The organism is Paraburkholderia sp. BR14320 (genome assembly GCF_040948665.1).
GTDB lineage: Bacteria > Pseudomonadota > Gammaproteobacteria > Burkholderiales > Burkholderiaceae > Paraburkholderia > Paraburkholderia youngii.
In genome coordinates, this window is the sequence record NZ_JBFPKG010000013.1 from 71,103 (window position 1) to 87,005 (window position 15,903).

Below are 15,903 nucleotides of genomic sequence, written 5' to 3' on the forward strand. Positions count from 1 at the left end.
GCGTAACGCCACTCCGGCGCCTTTCGGTCCGCGTTCGTTCAAGTCAAGCGAACTTTACTTTTTCGAATATGTTCATTAGAGTTCGAAAACGAACATGATTCGTTCAATTAGCTTTCCAAACCACGTCCCGATTCGATCCAGAGGGCTCAGCAGGTGACGCAACGCACGAAATACGATTTGCTCGTCGTCGGTGGCGGGATCAACGGCGCCGGCATCGCCCGCGACGCGGCCGGCCGTGGTCTGTCAGTGCTGCTGTGCGAGCAGGACGATCTGGCCGCACACACGTCGTCGGCGAGCACCAAGCTGATCCACGGCGGCCTGCGCTACCTCGAGTACCGCGAGTTCGGGCTCGTGCGCAAAGCGCTGCAGGAGCGCGAAACGTTGCTGCGCGCGGCGCCGCACATCATCTGGCCGCTGCGCTTCGTGATGCCGCACATGCCTGATCTGCGCCCCGCCTGGCTGATCCGCGCGGGTCTGTTCCTGTACGACCATCTGGCTAAACGCGAACTGCTGCCGGGCTCGCGCGGCATCGTGATGAGCCGGCATCCGGCCGGCGCGCCGCTCGTCGAAACGATCGAGCGCGGTTTCGTTTATTCGGACGGCTGGGTCAACGACGCCCGCCTCGTCGTGCTGAACGCGCTCGACGCGCACGAGCGCGGCGCGACGATCCTCACGCGCACGAAGCTGATCGCCGCCGTGCGCGCCGGCGGCGAGTGGCGCGCGCAACTGCAACGCGCGGACGGCGCGACGCTCGACGTGCGCGCCGCCGCGATCGCGAATGCGGCGGGCCCGTGGGTCGGCGAGCTGCTGAAGGGGCCGCTCGGCCGGCCGTCGTCCCATAGCGTGCGGCTCGTCAAGGGCAGCCACATCGTCACGCGGCGCCTGTTCGAGCACGACCACGCGTACATCTTCCAGAACCCGGACAAGCGGATCATCTTCGCGATTCCGTATGAGCACGACTACACGCTGATCGGCACGACCGACCTCGAATATCGCGGCGACCCGTCGCAAGTCGCGATCGACGCCAACGAAACGCAGTACCTGTGCGATTCGATCAACCGCTACTTCAGGCAGAAGATCTCGCCCGCCGACGTGCGCTGGAGCTATTCGGGCGTACGCCCGCTGCTGGAGGACGAGAACGCGGACAATCCGTCGGCGGTCACGCGCGACTACTCGCTCGAACTCGACGCGCCCGCGAACGAGGCGCCGCTGCTGTCAGTATTCGGCGGCAAGATCACGACCTTTCGCAAGCTGGCCGAGCAGGCCGTCGATACGCTCACCGATGCGCTGCGCCGCGGCGCACCCGCGTGGACCGCCGACGCGCCGCTGCCGGGCGGCGACATCGCGCAGGCGAACTTCAATCGCTTCCTTGGCGAGTTCTCGCGCGAACATGCGTGGCTGCCGGCATCGCTCGCGCATCGGCTCGCGCGCGCGTATGGCACGCGCGCGAATCGCGTGATCGGCTCGGCGCGCTCGCGCGCCGAACTCGGTCGTGAGTTCGCGCCGGGACTGCACGAAGCCGAGCTGATTTATCTGCGCGATACGGAGTGGGCGCGTACCGCGCAGGACGTGCTGTGGCGGCGCTCGAAGCTCGGCCTGCATGTCGAGCCGGGCACGCTCGAGCAGGTCACGCGCGACATCGACGCGTGGTTCGCGCACGAACCGGCCCCGCAGAGCGCTTAGGCGACGCGGCAGACGCCACCCCGCGAGCAGAGCCGGCCACCCACCGCTGCTCCGGCTGGACGACGCCGGCACGCGCCCTCACACTATGGCGGCCCGCTCACAACAACACGCCGCCCGCATCGCCGGCCAAACGATCCGGCGATCCGTAACATGCATGGAGAAGAGACAATGCAGGATCAGTACGTCCTCGCGCTTGACCAAGGCACAACGAGCTCGCGCGCGATGCTGTTCGACCGGCGCGGCAACGTCGTGTCGACCGCGCAAAAGGAATTCCAGCAGATCTACCCGCAGCCGGGCTGGGTCGAGCACAATCCGCAGGAAATCTGGTCGAGCCAGGCCGGCGTCGCCGCCGAGGCGGTCACGCGAGCCGGCATGAACGGCCCGTCGATCGCGGCGATCGGCATCACGAACCAGCGCGAAACCACGATCGTGTGGGATCGCGAAACCGGCCATCCGATCTACAACGCGATCGTCTGGCAGGACCGCCGCACCGCCGACTTCTGCGACGAACTGAAAGCGCAAGGTCTCGAAGCGAGCGTGCGCGCGAAGACCGGTCTGCCGATCGACTCGTATTTCTCGGCGACCAAAATCCGCTGGATTCTCGACAACGTGGAAGGCGCGCGCGAAAAAGCGCGTCAGGGCCGGCTCGCGTTCGGCACCGTCGACAGCTGGCTCATGTGGAATTTCACGAAGGGCGCGTTGCACATCACCGACGTAACCAACGCGTCGCGCACGATGCTGTTCAACATCCACACGCTGAAGTGGGACGACGAACTGCTCGCCGCGCTCGATATTCCGCGCAGCATGCTGCCGGAAGTGCGGCCGTCGTCGGAGGTGTACGGACCGACGGTGACCACCGTGTTCGCCTCGAAGATTCCGCTCGCGGGCATCGCCGGCGATCAGCACGCTGCATTGTTCGGCCAGATGTGCACCGAGTCCGGCATGGTCAAGAACACCTACGGCACCGGCTGCTTCCTCGTGATGAACACAGGCGCCAAACCGATCGAATCGAAGAACAATCTGGTGACGACGATCGCCTGGCAGATCGGCGATCGTATCGACTACGCGCTCGAAGGCAGCATCTTCATCGCCGGCGCGGTGGTGCAGTGGCTGCGCGACGGCCTCGGCATCATCAAGAACGCGGCCGAAATCGAAACGCTCGCGCGCAGCGTGCGGCATTGCGACGGCGTGTATCTGGTGCCGGCGTTCGCCGGCCTCGGCGCGCCGCACTGGAACGCACGCGCCCGCGGCACGCTGTTCGGCGTCACGCGCGGCACGACCTCCGCGCATATCGCGCGTGCGGCGCTCGATTCGATCGCGTATCAATCGCTCGACGTGCTGAAGGCGATGGAAGCCGACTCGGGCATTCGCATCGGCGAGCTGCGCGTCGATGGCGGCGCCTGCGCGAACAATCTGCTGATGCAGTTCCAGGCCGACATCCTCGGCGTCGACACGGTGCGCCCCCAGGTGTCGGAGACGACCGCGCTCGGCGCGGCCTATCTGGCCGGTCTCGCGGTCGGCTACTGGAAGGACATCGACGAGTTGAAAAGCCAGTGGAAGCTCGAGCATCGCTTCACGCCAGCGCTGCCGCACGCGGAGGTCAGGACCTGCCTCGATGGCTGGCAGCGCGCGATCCGCGCGGCGAAGGCCTGGGCCGATACACCATAAGGCCATAAGTCTGCGGGCGGCAGAACATCGAAAGAACGTGGTCAGAAAGCACGTATGATGACGCTTTTCACCCCGACGAGCGGGCTTGCAACCCGCCGCCCGCGCGCGTTGCGCTTATCGTTTTTCAAGCATGATCGACCACCTCATCTGTGACTGCGACGGCGTGCTCGTCGACAGTGAAGTCATCGCCGATCGCGTGATGTTCGACACGCTGACGGCCACCTTCCCCGGCATCGATTTCGCCCCTGTCATCAAAACCGCGTTCGGCCAGCAAACTTCGCGCTTTCTCGCCGGCCTCGAAAAGCAGTTCGACATCACGCTGCCCGCGAACTTCCTCGATACGATCGAGCACAACGTCGAGCTCGCGCTTGCCGCGTCGCTCGGTCCGATCCACGGTGTGCGCGACGCGCTCCAACGCGTCACACTGCCGGCCGCCGTCGTGTCGAACAGCCGCATGACGCGCGTCAGCGCATCGGTGCGGCGTGCGGGTCTGCAGCAGATTTTCGGCGAGCGCGTGTTCAGCGCCGAGCAGGTCGCGCGGCCGAAACCCTATCCCGATGTCTATCTGTTCGCGGCCACCTCGCTCGGCGTCGAACCGGCGCGCTGCCTCGTCGTCGAGGACAGCGTCTCGGGCCTGAACGCGGCCCGCGCGGCCGGCATGAAGACGATCGCCTTCGTCGGCGCGAGCCATATTCCGGACGGCTATGCGGATGCGCTGCGCGCGATGGGCATCACGCGAATCATCAAGCACATGGATGAACTGCCGGCGCTGATCGACGCGGGCGTGCGCGGCGAGTTCGGCGACGTGCAGTCGTAGCGGCTTCGCGCAACGCCGATAAAAAAGCCGGTTCCTCGTGCGAAGAACCGGCTTTTTGCATGATGGCACCGCGTGCCGCTCGACGGATGATGGCCCGTCAAGCCTCGGCCAACGCACCCTCGCGCACCTGCGCGAGCGTCTCGCGAAACTCGACCAGCTCGGCGATCGTCAGCATCGGCAGATCGTGTTGCGCGGCAAAGCGCTCGACGTCCGCGCCGCGCGTCATCGTGCCATCGGCGTTCATCAGTTCGCACAGCACGCCGGCCGGCTTTAGGCCCGCGAGGATCGCGAGATCGACGGTGCCTTCGGTGTGGCCGCGCCGCGCCAGCACGCCGCCGGGCATCGCGCGCAGCGGGAACACGTGGCCCGGGCGCACGATGTCGGCGGGCTTGGCCGTATCGGCGATCGCCGCGCGGATCGTGGTCACGCGATCCTGCGCGGACACGCCGGTGCTGACGCCTTCACGCGCTTCGATCGACACCGTGAACGCGGTGCCGTGACGGCTTTCGTTGTTGACGGCCATCGGCGGCAGTTCGAGCGCGCGGATCTTGTCGTCGGGCAGGCACAGACACACGATGCCGCTGCATTCACGGATCAGCAGCGCCATCGTTTCGACCGACAGGCGCTCGGCCGCGACGATCAGATCGGCTTCGTTCTCGCGGTCGTGGTCGTCCTGCAGCACCACGGCGCGACCGTCGCGCAGCGCCTGCAAGGCGACGGCGATACGCGGCGGAACGGCTTCGGTGGCAAGCAGAGGGAGATCGGCGAAGGCATCGTCTGCGATCGTCGACGGAGCGGGAAAAGTAGCAAAGGACATGTTGAAACGCTCATCGCAAAAGTTGGGCGAGAAACGTTTCAGGGCATTGCAAACAGACTGACACGCTGCCGCCTGGCACGCCGCACGAAAGCGGACGATGATCGGCCGCCCAGGCTACGGGCGGCATCGCGGAACGCACATGACTATCTGCACATCTTCTTCCATCCGGACTATGACCGTCGGCTCTGGCTTCTGACCAGATCTGCTGACCCCGCCGCGGTCTGCGCTACTGCGTAGACCACTCGATGCGGGCGCTCGCGGGCTTGCCGGCTCACGCTGTCGCGCTGCCGGCCTACCGCCGGTGGGGAATTGCACCCCGCCCTGAAGACGCACTGATTGCCGGTTTGACCGGCCGGCGAAGCATACAACAGTCGCGCGAGCGCTGCAGCGCGACGAATAAAGACCCTACTGACGGCGTTGGCCCTGCATCGACGCCCTGAACTACGCCAGAACCTCGAACGCCGTCGCTCCTCAACCCGGTACGCCTTCGCGCGCAGCTTCATCGCGTGCGGCGCTCGCGGCCCGCACTTCCCAGCGCGGCGGCGTCTCAGCCCGCAGCGTCACGCGAAACGCGCGTGCCTCGGTGTCGCCGGGATTGCGCAGGCTGTGCGGCTGGTCGGCGTCGAACACGATCGCGTCGCCGGTCGCGAGCAGCTGGCGCTGGTCGTGCACGCTGACTTCGAGCGTGCCGTCGCTGACCACCAGATTCACCGTCGTGCCCGGCGCGCGGCGAATGCCCGCCTCCGTATGCAGCGGCGCGATCCGCAGTTCGTGAAACTCGGCAGCGATCGACTCGTCGTCGGGATACAGCGGGCGCACCGAGTAGCGCCCGTTCGCGCTGACCACGCGGGCCGAACGCTCGGCCGGCAGATGCTCGAAGCCGTTGGTCGCGTGACGCCGCAGGAACGCCGCCACCGACACCTTCAGCGCCGCCGCCACCTTGCACAGCACCTTGATCGACGGCACGCTGCGCGCCGACTCGATCTGCGCGAGCATCGCGCGCGATACGCCGGACGCGCGCGCCAGCGCATCGAGCGAAAGCTGCCGTTCGGCGCGCAGCCGCGCCAGATTCACGCCGACCAGCTGTTCGAGCGCATCGAAGGGTTCGGCGGAGCGCGGCGCGGCGTTGGTATCGGCATCGGCCGAAGGATCGCGGACCAGCGCGAGCGGGGAATGCATATTGGCCTCCAGAGCGCCGCCCGGCGGCGCAAGAGCAGTAAGTGGAGGCAAGATAGCATCGGCTTTCGCCGCGCCCAACGAAGTTATCTTCACACTGTTATCAGCATCGCAGAGGCAAGCAACTGACGACTTACGTGCTTTGCGCGAGCGCGCGCGCCGGCGCATCCATGCGCGCCGCGAACCATGTAAGCAGCAGCGCGGCGACGCTGACCGCGGCCGCGACCCAAGGCAAGGTATCGAGCGCGTGACCGTGATTGATCACGAGACCGCCGAGCCACGCACCCGCCGCATTACCGACATTGAACGCACCGATGTTCAGCGTCGACGCGAGATTCGGCGCGGCGGCCGCCTTCTCGACCACGCGCATCTGCAGCGGCGGTACCGTCGCAAACGCCGCGATGCCCCACACGAATACCGTGACCGCGGCGGCCAGCGGCGAATGGCTGGTGCGCGCGAAGAGCGCCATCACGACTGCGAGCGCGGCGAGGATGCCCATCAGCGACGGCATCAGCGCACGGTCGGCGAGCTTGCCGCCGACCATGTTGCCGACCGTCAGGCCCACGCCGAACAGCACGAGGATCAGCGTCACGCCACGCGGCGAGAAGCCGCTCACCTGCTCGAGGATCGGCGCGATATACGTGAACACGACGAACACGCCGCCGAAGCCGAGCACCGTCATTGCGAGCGCGGTCCACACTTGCGGGTCTTTCAGCACGCGCACTTCGTGGCCGAGGCCGGCCGGCCCGGTGTCGTGGCGGTTCGGCACCAGCGCGCTGATGCCCGCGAGCGACAGCACGCCGAAACCGCTGACGATCCAGAACGCCGCGCGCCAGCTGAACTGCTGGCCGATGAAGGTGCCGAACGGCACGCCGAGCACGTTGGCGAGCGTCAGGCCCGTGAACATCAGCGCGATCGCGCTCGCGCGCTTGTCGGCCGGCACGAGCGAGGCGGCGACCACCGCACCGATGCCGAAGAACGAGCCGTGCGCGAACGAGGTCACGACGCGCGCGATCATCAGCACCGAATAGCTCGGCGCCAGCGCGCACAGCACATTGCCGACGACGAACACACCCATCAGCAGTTGCAGCGCGAATTTGCGCGACATCCTGCTCGTGATCACCGCGAGCAGTGGCGCGCCGACCGCGACGCCAAGCGCATAGCCGCTGACGAGCAGGCCCGCGGACGGAATCGACACGGCCAGATCGCGCGCAACCTCGGGCAACAGGCCCATGATGACGAATTCGGTCGTACCGATCGCGAATGCGCTAATCGCGAGCGCGAGTAATGGAATGGGCATTTTTCTGCTCCGGGAATGAGGTTGGATCAGGACTCGGGCTGGATGGTCTGGCGCGCAGCTGTGACGAATTCGATGACGACGCCCGGCGCGAGCGCGACGAACAACTGCCGCTCCGCCGGTTGCGCGGCGCTCGCCGGCACCTGCGCGGTCTGATAGCCGATGTAGTGCGCGTCGAGCCGCTCGAGCAACGCTTGCCATTCGCCCGCGCTATCGAGCCGAAAGGCGATGTGATCGACGCGCGGCGTGATGCGGCCCACCGCGCCGGAAGCCGGCGCGCCGATCAGATGCACGAGCGGGCGGCCGCTTGCGTACAGCCAGTAGCCGTCGACGGAAAACGACGGGCGCGCGCCGTCGGTAAGCCCGGCGATATCGACGAAGAAACGTCGGGCCGAATCGAGCTCGGCGGTGACGATGGTCGCGTGATCGAGTTGCATGGCTAAGACAGCAGCGGAGTTTCGACGGCTGCATTGTCGCGGCGCCGCCCCGATTTGATAATTGGCGTAGCATTTGAAGCATTTTCAAATTCCGCTTGAAAGCCAGCGATGGATAACCTCGGCGACATCCGCCTCTTCGTCGAAGCGGCGCAGCAAGGCAGCCTCTCGGCGGCGGGCCGCAAGATGGGTCTGACGCCCGCCGCGGCGAGCGCGCGGCTCGCGAAACTGGAAGCGAGGCTCAAAGCGCGCCTGTTCGAGCGCACCACCCGGCAACTTCGGCTCACCGACGAAGGCCGCCTCTACCTGAACTGCTGCCGCCAGGCGCTGCAATCGCTCGACGACGCCGAAGCCGCGCTGCAAGCGGGCCAGGGCGTCGTGCGCGGCAAGGTGCGGGTGTCGGCGACTTCGGACTTCGGCCGCAATCTGCTGATGCACTGGCTCGATGAATTCAACGCGCTGTACCCGGACGTGACGTTCGCGTTGACGCTGTCCGATGCGCTGGCCAATCTCGTGCAGGAAGACATCGATCTGGCGATCCGCTTCGGCGTGCCGCAGGACAGCTCGCTGGTTGCGCGCCGGCTCGCGCCGAACCGGCGCGTGCTGTGTGCATCGCCGGAATACATCGGGCGTCGCGGCGAGCCGAAAAACCCGCTCGACCTCGCCAATTTCGATTGCATCGTGCTCGGTACCACATCGGGGCCGGCCAGCGAATGGCGCTTCACGCGCGGCGACGAGGTGCAGCACTACAGCGTGCCGTTCGAAGCGGCGCGCGAAACCAATGACGGCGCGGTCGCGCGCGAATGGGCGTTGCGCGGCTACGGCATTGCGATCAAATCGATGTGGGACGTGGAAGCGGACCTGCGCGCCGGCCGCCTGAAGATCCTGCTGCCGGAGTGGCGCTACCCGGACGCGCCGCTGCACGCGCTGTATCACCGCAACCGCTTCATGGCGCCGCGCGTACGCGTGCTGCTCGATTTCCTCGCCGAGCGCTTCGCGCAGGTGTCGGATGAACTGGAACGCCTGTTGGGACTGCCGCCGGACCGGCCAGTGAGCGCCCAGTGAGCGCCAAAACCCCCGCAGCGTGAAGGGCTATAATATGCAGTTACGCTGCGAAGACGCGAGCAAGCCGGCCATCACGCGCCGCGCTGCCCCGCGCCGCGGCCTCCTTCACCTTTTTACGACGCCCCCAGGTTAACCACTGCGACCGGCGAAATTCAATGACCAAGAAAGTTTATGTAAAGACCTTTGGCTGCCAGATGAACGAGTACGACTCCGACAAGATGGTCGACGTGCTCGGTGCCGCTGAAGGACTCGTCAAGACAGACACGCCGGAAGATGCCGACGTGATCCTGTTCAATACCTGCTCGGTGCGCGAAAAAGCGCAAGAAAAAGTCTTCTCCGACCTCGGCCGCGTGCGCGAGCTGAAGGACGCGAATCCGAATCTGATCATTGGCGTGGGTGGCTGCCTCGCTAGCCAGGAAGGCGCATCGATCGTGGCGCGCGCGCCGTACGTCGATATCGTGTTCGGTCCGCAAACGCTGCACCGCCTGCCGCAAATGATCGACGAGCGCCGCGCGAGCGGCCGCGCGCAGGTCGATATTTCGTTTCCCGAAATCGAGAAGTTCGATCATCTGCCGCCGGCGCGCGTCGAAGGTCCGAGCGCGTTCGTGTCGATCATGGAAGGCTGCAGCAAGTACTGCAGCTACTGCGTGGTGCCGTACACGCGCGGCGAGGAAGTGTCGCGTCCGCTCGACGACGTGTTGACCGAAATCGCCGGTCTCGCCGACCAGGGCGTGCGCGAAGTCACGCTGCTCGGCCAGAACGTGAACGCTTATCGTGGAAAATTCGGCGGCGCGCTGACCGTGGGCTCGACCGAGATCGCCGACTTTGCGACGCTGATCGAATACGTCGCGGACATCCCCGGCATCGAACGGATTCGCTACACGACGTCGCATCCGAAGGAATTCACGCAGCGCCTGATCGATACCTACGCGAAGGTGCCGAAACTCGTCAGCCACCTGCATCTGCCGGTACAGCACGGCTCCGACCGCATCCTGATGGCGATGAAGCGCGGCTACACCGTGCTCGAGTACAAGTCCGTGATCCGCAAGCTGCGCGCGATCCGCCCTGATCTGTCGCTATCGACGGACATGATCGTCGGCTTCCCCGGCGAGACCGAGGAAGACTTTGCGAAGATGATGGCGCTCGTCGAAGAGATGAAGTACGACACGAGCTTCTCGTTCATCTACAGCCCGCGCCCCGGTACGCCGGCCGCGAACCTGCACGACGACACGCCGCGCGAGGTGAAGCTCAAACGCCTGCAGCATCTGCAGGCCACGATCGAAGAGAACGTGCAGCGCATCAGCGACGCGATGGTCGGCAAGGTCGAGCGCATTCTGGTCGAGCGCCCGGCGCGCAAGGACCCGAACGAGCTCGCGGGCCGCACCGAGAACAACCGCGTCGTCAATTTCCCGGCGCCGGTCGCGTCGCATGCACGGCTGATCGGCCAGATGGTCGACGTGAAGATCGTGCACGCGTACCCGCACTCGCTGCGCGGCGAACTCGTGATGGTTCACGACGACAGCGCCGCCGTCACGCACTGAGCACACTGAGCGCACTGACCGACATTCTGAGTATCGCAACCGACAGGATCGACTCACCGCCTTGAAGACCACTCAGCAGCATCTGGAATTCACCGCGCCGCGCGAAGACAACGCGCGGCTTGCCAACCTCTGCGGACCGCTCGACGAAAATCTGCGGCAGATCGAGCAGGCGCTCGACGTGACCCTGCAGCGCCGTGGCCACCGCATCACGATCCGCGGGCGCGGCGCGAAACTCGCGCTCACCGCGCTCGAAAACTTCTACAACAGCGCACGCGAGCCCTTGTCGGTCGACGACATCCAGCTCGCGCTCGTCGAAGTGCGCCATCCGGCGCGCCATCGTTCGAATGGCAATGGCGACGGCGACGCGCGCTTCGCGGGCAACCCCGATCATCCGTTCGACCAGCCCGCCGATGCGAATGCGAGCGAAGACGACTTCGAGGAATACGGCCCGAAGCTGTACACACGGCGCGCGGATCTGCGCGGCCGCACGCCGGCGCAGCGCGATTACCTGAAGCAGATCGTGTCGCACGACGTCACCTTCGGCGTCGGCCCGGCCGGCACCGGCAAGACCTACCTCGCGGTGGCCTGCGCGGTCGACGCGCTCGAGCGTGACCAGGTCAAGCGCATCGTGCTGACGCGCCCGGCCGTCGAAGCGGGCGAGCGGCTCGGCTTTTTGCCGGGCGATCTCGCGCAGAAGGTCGATCCGTATCTGCGTCCGCTGTACGACGCGCTGTACGACCTGCTCGGCTTCGACAAAACCGCGAAGATGTTCGAGCGGCAGATGATCGAAATCGCGCCGCTCGCGTACATGCGCGGCCGCACGCTGAATCACGCGTTCATCATCCTCGACGAGGCGCAGAACACCACGCCCGAGCAGATGAAGATGTTCCTCACGCGGATCGGCTTCGGCTCGAAGGCGGTCGTCACCGGCGACACGACCCAGGTCGACCTGCCGCGCGGCCAGAAGAGCGGGCTGATCGAAGCGCAGCAGGTGCTCGGGAACGTGCGCGGCATCGCGCTCACGCGCTTCACGAGTGCGGACGTGGTGCGCCATCCGCTGGTCGCGCGAATTGTGGAGGCGTACGATGCGCATGCGCAGAAGTCGACCGCCGCGGCCGATCCGCGCTAAAGCGATGCGCTTCGCAGCGCGAGGCCCGCGTGGCCTCGCCACCACGCCGCAAAAAACGACCGAGCCACGAACGCCCCGCATAGAATCCGCATGAGCCGCACCCCAAAACTAACACTGAGCCTGCAATTCCCCGCGGCCAAAGCCTGGCCGGAACACAAGGCGTTGCTGCCGCGCGCGACGGTGGCAGGCTGGATCAAGGCGGCGCTGTTCGCGGACGGCGAACTGACGGTTCGCTTCGTCGACGCCGAAGAAGGCCGCACGCTGAACCGCACCTATCGCGGCAAGGATTACGCGACCAACGTACTGACCTTCGCCTATGCCGAATCGGAAGACGACCCGGTGACGGGCGATCTGATTCTGTGCTGCCCGGTGGTCGAGAAGGAAGCCGCCGAGCAGGGCAAACCGCTCGCCGCGCATTACGCGCACCTGCTCGTGCACGGCACGCTGCATGCACAGGGCTACGACCACGAAATCGAAGAAGAAGCCGAGGAAATGGAAGCGATCGAAACCGAAATCCTCGCCCGGCTCGGCTTTCCGGACCCTTATCAATAGACGTCCCCGCCCCTCCTCCAACCGAATCCACCGTGAGCACTCCGTCCCCCGAAGCCGAGATCCCCGTGCGCTGTCCGGACTACCCGCCGGTGCTCGGCGACTCGCGGCTTCTGACGGACGACGAACTGCGCGCGTCGCTCGAATGCACGTTGCGAGGCTGGGACCGCCAGAGCGACCTGTGGCTGTTCGGCTATGGCTCGCTGATCTGGAACCCGGGCCTGCCCACCGTCGAAGCGATGCGCTCGAAGGTGCACGGCTATCACCGCGGCCTCTATCTGTGGTCACGGGTGAATCGCGGCACGCCCGAGCAGCCCGGCCTCGTGCTCGCACTCGATCGCGGCGGCTCGTGCACCGGCATGGCGTTCCGGCTCGCGGCCGATGGCTCGATGCCGCACCTCGAAGCACTGTGGCGCCGCGAAATGCCGATGGGCTCGTACCGTCCCGCGTGGCTGCCATGCGTACTCGCGGACGGCCGGCGCGTCGACGCGCTCGCCTTCGTGATGCGCCGCGACGTGCCGAGCTACACCGGCAAGCTGCGCGACGACATCATCCAGACCGTGCTGGGCTGCGCGAGCGGCCGCTACGGCACGACTTTCGATTACGTGAGCCGCACCGTGCATGCGCTGCGCGAAAGCGGGATGCCGGACCGCGCGCTCGAAGCGCTGCTCGCGCGCTGCAAGCCGGCCGTGTAATTTCGTCATCTCGGCGAAAACCCCACCCGCGACTTTTTTGCCGGCGAGCGCTTTTGCCCGCGTAATCGGTTAGGATGATTCCACGCTCCGCCTTCGCGGCGCGTCCGTTTCACCTTGGCTTCACTCATCGCCAGGCCCGGCCGGACACGGTTCCGCCATGTGCCTGGTGTATCCTTAACGCTCTGTAACAGCGCGCTCAGTCTCGCCGGGCGCACTACCATGAACGACACGTATCCCAGTCGACGCCATACCGGACGCCATCTCGACAAACCGCAGGAAAAGCGCTCGCTGCTCGAACGCCTGACCGACTTCATCTCGCCCGAACCCGACTCACGGGCCGAACTTCTGGAAATTCTGCAGGACGCGCACGAGCGCAACCTGATCGACGCCGACTCGCTGTCGATGATCGAAGGCGTGTTCCAGGTTTCGGAATTGAGCGCACGCGACATCATGGTGCCGCGCGCGCAAATGGACGCGATCAATATCGCGGACAATCCCGCCGAATTCATCCCCTATGTACTGGAGAAAGCGCATTCGCGCTATCCGGTCTATGAGGGCAATCGCGACAACATCATCGGCGTGCTGCTCGCGAAAGATCTGCTGCGCTACTACGCCGAAGAGGAATTCGACGTGCGCGGCATGCTGCGCCCGGCCGTGTTCATCCCCGAGTCGAAGCGGCTGAACGTGCTGCTGCACGACTTTCGCGTGAACCGTAACCACCTCGCGGTGGTCGTCGACGAATACGGCGGCGTCGCGGGCCTGATCACGATCGAAGACGTGCTGGAGCAGATCGTCGGCGACATCGAGGACGAATACGATTTCGACGAGGAAAGCGGCAACATCATCGCGTCGCCGGACGGACGCTTCCGCGTGCGCGCGCTGACCGAGATCGAGCAGTTCAACGACACCTTCGGCACGCATTATTCAGACGAAGAAGTCGACACGATCGGCGGGCTGGTCACGCATCACTTCGGCCGGGTGCCGCATCGCGGCGAGAAGGTCCGCCTCGACGATCTGATCTTCGAGATCCTGCGCGGCGACGCCCGCCAGATCCACATGCTGCTGGTGCGCCGCGACCCGCTTGCGGGCCAGCGTGAACGCGAGTCGCAGCACGTGCAGACCTGAGCCGGCGGCTCGGGCCGATGCACGGCCCGAGCGCCCGCGCGCTGTTATTGCAGGCGCATGTTGTCTACGCGTTTTCCTACTGATTTACCCTTCCAACTTCCGACGCCGACCGCGCAACAATGGCCGACCCGATCACTTCCGACTCGCACCGCGGCGTGAGCGCTGCCGCCCCCGCTCCCACCGACGACGTCACGCGCAGCCGCGCGCTGCCGCGCTGGCACTACCTCGTCGCACTGGCCGCGGGCGCGGCCAATACGCTGTCGTTCGCGCCGACGCCGCATGGCGGCTGGCTGCAACTCGCGATCTTCGTGTTCTTCTTCGCGTGGCTCACGCGCAGCACCGGCTGGAAAAGCGCCGCGCTGACGGGCGGCGCGTTCGGCTTCGGCAACTTCGTGAGCGGGGTCTGGTGGCTGTATGTGAGCATGCACTACTACGGCGGCATGCCGGCGCCACTCGCGGGCACGGCGCTCGTGCTGTTCTCGCTGTATCTCGCCCTCTATCCGGCGCTCGCCGCGGGGATATGGTCGTTCTGCGCGGGCCACGCGCGCAACGGCGCGGCCGACGAGCGCGCGCCATTCTCGCCGACCTGGCACGGTGCACTCGCTTTTGCCAGCGCGTGGGCGATCGGCGAATGGCTGCGCGGCACGGTGTTCACCGGCTTTCCGTGGCTCGCCACCGGTTATGCGCAAGTCGACGGTCCGTTGGCGGGGTTTGCACCGGTGGTCGGCGTGTATGGCGTCGGCTGGATGGTCGCGCTGACGGCCGCATTGATTGTGCAGGCGTTGCTTGCGCTGCTGCCGTCGTGGCGCCCCGGGTCTGCCAATGAATCGCGCGAGCCGGATGCCGCCGCCGCTGGTGACGTCGACAGCCGCGCCGCGCGAGGCCGCGGCACGCGCGTCGCCGCCATCGCGGTGCCAGCCTGCGTCGCCCTCGCGCTGCTCGTGGTCGGCCTGCTGCTGCCGCTCGTGCAGTGGACGACACCCGCCAACGCGCCGCTGACGGTGCGGCTACTGCAAGGCAACGTGAAGCAGGAGATGAAATTTGAGGAAGCCGGCTTGCGCGCGGCGGTCGATGAGTATCAACAGATGATCACGTCGAAGCCGGCAGATCTGATCGTCACGCCGGAAACCTCGATTCCAGTGCTCGCGCAGCAGCTTCCGCCGAACTTCGCAGCCGCGATCCGCCAGTTCTCGGATTCGACCGGCAGCGCGCTGCTGTTCGGCGCGATCGGCGGCACCATCACGCCGGATGGCCGGGTGGTCGACTACACCAACAGTCTGTTCGTCGTGACGCCCGGCTCGCACGAGATTTATCGCTACGACAAGCACCATCTGGTGCCGTTCGGCGAATTCGTGCCGTGGGGCTTCCGCTGGTTCGTGAACCTGATGAACATTCCGCTCGGCGACTTCTTCCGCGGCCCGCCGGTGCAAAAGCCGTTCATGGTGCATAACCAGCCGGTCGCGGTGAACATCTGCTACGAGGACATCTTCGGCGAGGAAATCGCGCGCACGCTGCGCGAGAACGCGACGCCCGCCGGCGTGCTGATCAACTCGACCAACCTGGCCTGGTTCGGCGACACCATCGCGCTCGACCAGCATCTGCAGATCGCGCGCATGCGCTCGCTCGAAACCGGCCGGCCGATGCTGCGCGCAACCAACACCGGCATGACCGCCGCGATCGACGCGAACGGCCGCGTGATCGGGCGCCTGACGCCATACACGGTCGGCTCGCTCGACGTCAACGTGCAAGGCACCGCCGGCAACACGCCTTACGTGATGAGCGGCAACAACACGGTGCTCGCGGTGTCGGTGCTGCTGCTCGCGATCGGTTTCGCGTTCGGACCGGGGATCGCGCGGCGACGCAACGGCAAGCGGTAACGCCGGCCCCGACGTCAAACGAACACCACC

The 15,903-nt window shown here is 66.1% G+C and carries 14 protein-coding genes and 1 riboswitch; of the genes, 10 read left to right on the forward strand and 4 right to left on the reverse strand.

The features are described 5' to 3' along the window. Positions 1-153: 153 nt before the first annotated feature. The 3 genes from glpD (at position 154) to AB3X89_RS15060 (ending at position 4,168) form a co-directional block, all read left to right on the forward strand. Complete coding sequence (gene glpD / locus AB3X89_RS15050) at positions 154-1,683, forward strand: glycerol-3-phosphate dehydrogenase (RefSeq protein WP_368584003.1); 1,530 nt, start codon at positions 154-156, stop codon at positions 1,681-1,683. Between the two features lie 168 nt (positions 1,684-1,851). Further along, entirely contained in the window at positions 1,852-3,351 is a 1,500-nt protein-coding gene (gene glpK, locus AB3X89_RS15055) for a glycerol kinase GlpK (protein WP_368584004.1), read from the forward strand. Positions 3,352-3,481: 130 nt separating this feature from the next. Then, a complete protein-coding gene (locus AB3X89_RS15060; RefSeq protein ID WP_176105100.1) occupies positions 3,482-4,168 on the forward strand; it encodes an HAD family phosphatase in 687 nt (228 codons plus the stop codon). A 97-nt stretch (positions 4,169-4,265) separates the two neighbouring features. On the opposite strand, the gene ribB is transcribed toward AB3X89_RS15060, so the two are convergent. The 4 genes from ribB to AB3X89_RS15080 form a co-directional block, all read right to left on the reverse strand. After that, on the reverse strand, positions 4,266-4,985 hold the full coding sequence (gene ribB, locus AB3X89_RS15065; RefSeq protein ID WP_368584005.1) for a 3,4-dihydroxy-2-butanone-4-phosphate synthase: 720 nt from the start codon (positions 4,983-4,985) through the stop codon (positions 4,266-4,268). A gap of 149 nt (positions 4,986-5,134) precedes the next feature. Beyond that, positions 5,135-5,318: riboswitch (FMN riboswitch) on the reverse strand. Positions 5,319-5,456: 138 nt separating this feature from the next. Next, entirely contained in the window at positions 5,457-6,164 is a 708-nt protein-coding gene (locus AB3X89_RS15070) for a helix-turn-helix domain-containing protein (RefSeq protein WP_368584006.1), read from the reverse strand. 130 nt (positions 6,165-6,294) lie between these two features. Beyond that, positions 6,295-7,461: an MFS transporter gene (locus AB3X89_RS15075; protein ID WP_368584007.1), complete on the reverse strand. Its 1,167-nt coding sequence runs from the start codon at positions 7,459-7,461 to the stop codon at positions 6,295-6,297. 26 nt (positions 7,462-7,487) lie between these two features. Further along, a complete protein-coding gene (locus tag AB3X89_RS15080; RefSeq protein WP_368584008.1) occupies positions 7,488-7,895 on the reverse strand; it encodes an extradiol dioxygenase in 408 nt (135 codons plus the stop codon). A 108-nt stretch (positions 7,896-8,003) separates the two neighbouring features. Here AB3X89_RS15080 and AB3X89_RS15085 point away from each other — a divergent pair, with 108 nt between their 5' ends. From AB3X89_RS15085 to lnt, 7 genes are all read left to right on the forward strand, one after another. Continuing rightward, positions 8,004-8,957, forward strand: coding sequence for a LysR family transcriptional regulator (locus AB3X89_RS15085; RefSeq protein WP_368584009.1), 954 nt, complete (start codon positions 8,004-8,006; stop codon positions 8,955-8,957). Positions 8,958-9,112: 155 nt separating this feature from the next. Then, positions 9,113-10,498: a tRNA (N6-isopentenyl adenosine(37)-C2)-methylthiotransferase MiaB gene (miaB, locus tag AB3X89_RS15090; protein WP_368584010.1), complete on the forward strand. Its 1,386-nt coding sequence runs from the start codon at positions 9,113-9,115 to the stop codon at positions 10,496-10,498. A 61-nt stretch (positions 10,499-10,559) separates the two neighbouring features. Then, entirely contained in the window at positions 10,560-11,627 is a 1,068-nt protein-coding gene (locus AB3X89_RS15095; RefSeq protein ID WP_368584011.1) for a PhoH family protein, read from the forward strand. A gap of 90 nt (positions 11,628-11,717) precedes the next feature. Continuing rightward, positions 11,718-12,179 carry an rRNA maturation RNase YbeY gene (gene ybeY, locus AB3X89_RS15100; RefSeq protein WP_368584012.1) on the forward strand — a complete coding sequence of 154 codons (462 nt, stop codon included), beginning with the start codon at positions 11,718-11,720 and terminating at the stop codon, positions 12,177-12,179. A 32-nt stretch (positions 12,180-12,211) separates the two neighbouring features. Continuing rightward, a complete protein-coding gene (locus tag AB3X89_RS15105; RefSeq protein WP_368584013.1) occupies positions 12,212-12,871 on the forward strand; it encodes a gamma-glutamylcyclotransferase in 660 nt (219 codons plus the stop codon). A gap of 219 nt (positions 12,872-13,090) precedes the next feature. Further along, complete coding sequence (locus AB3X89_RS15110) at positions 13,091-13,996, forward strand: HlyC/CorC family transporter (protein WP_176105093.1); 906 nt, start codon at positions 13,091-13,093, stop codon at positions 13,994-13,996. A 119-nt stretch (positions 13,997-14,115) separates the two neighbouring features. Beyond that, the gene (gene lnt / locus AB3X89_RS15115) at positions 14,116-15,873 is read left to right on the forward strand and encodes an apolipoprotein N-acyltransferase (RefSeq protein ID WP_368584014.1); all 1,758 of its coding nucleotides are present in this window, start codon (positions 14,116-14,118) and stop codon (positions 15,871-15,873) included. The last annotated feature ends 30 nt before the right edge of the window (positions 15,874-15,903 follow it).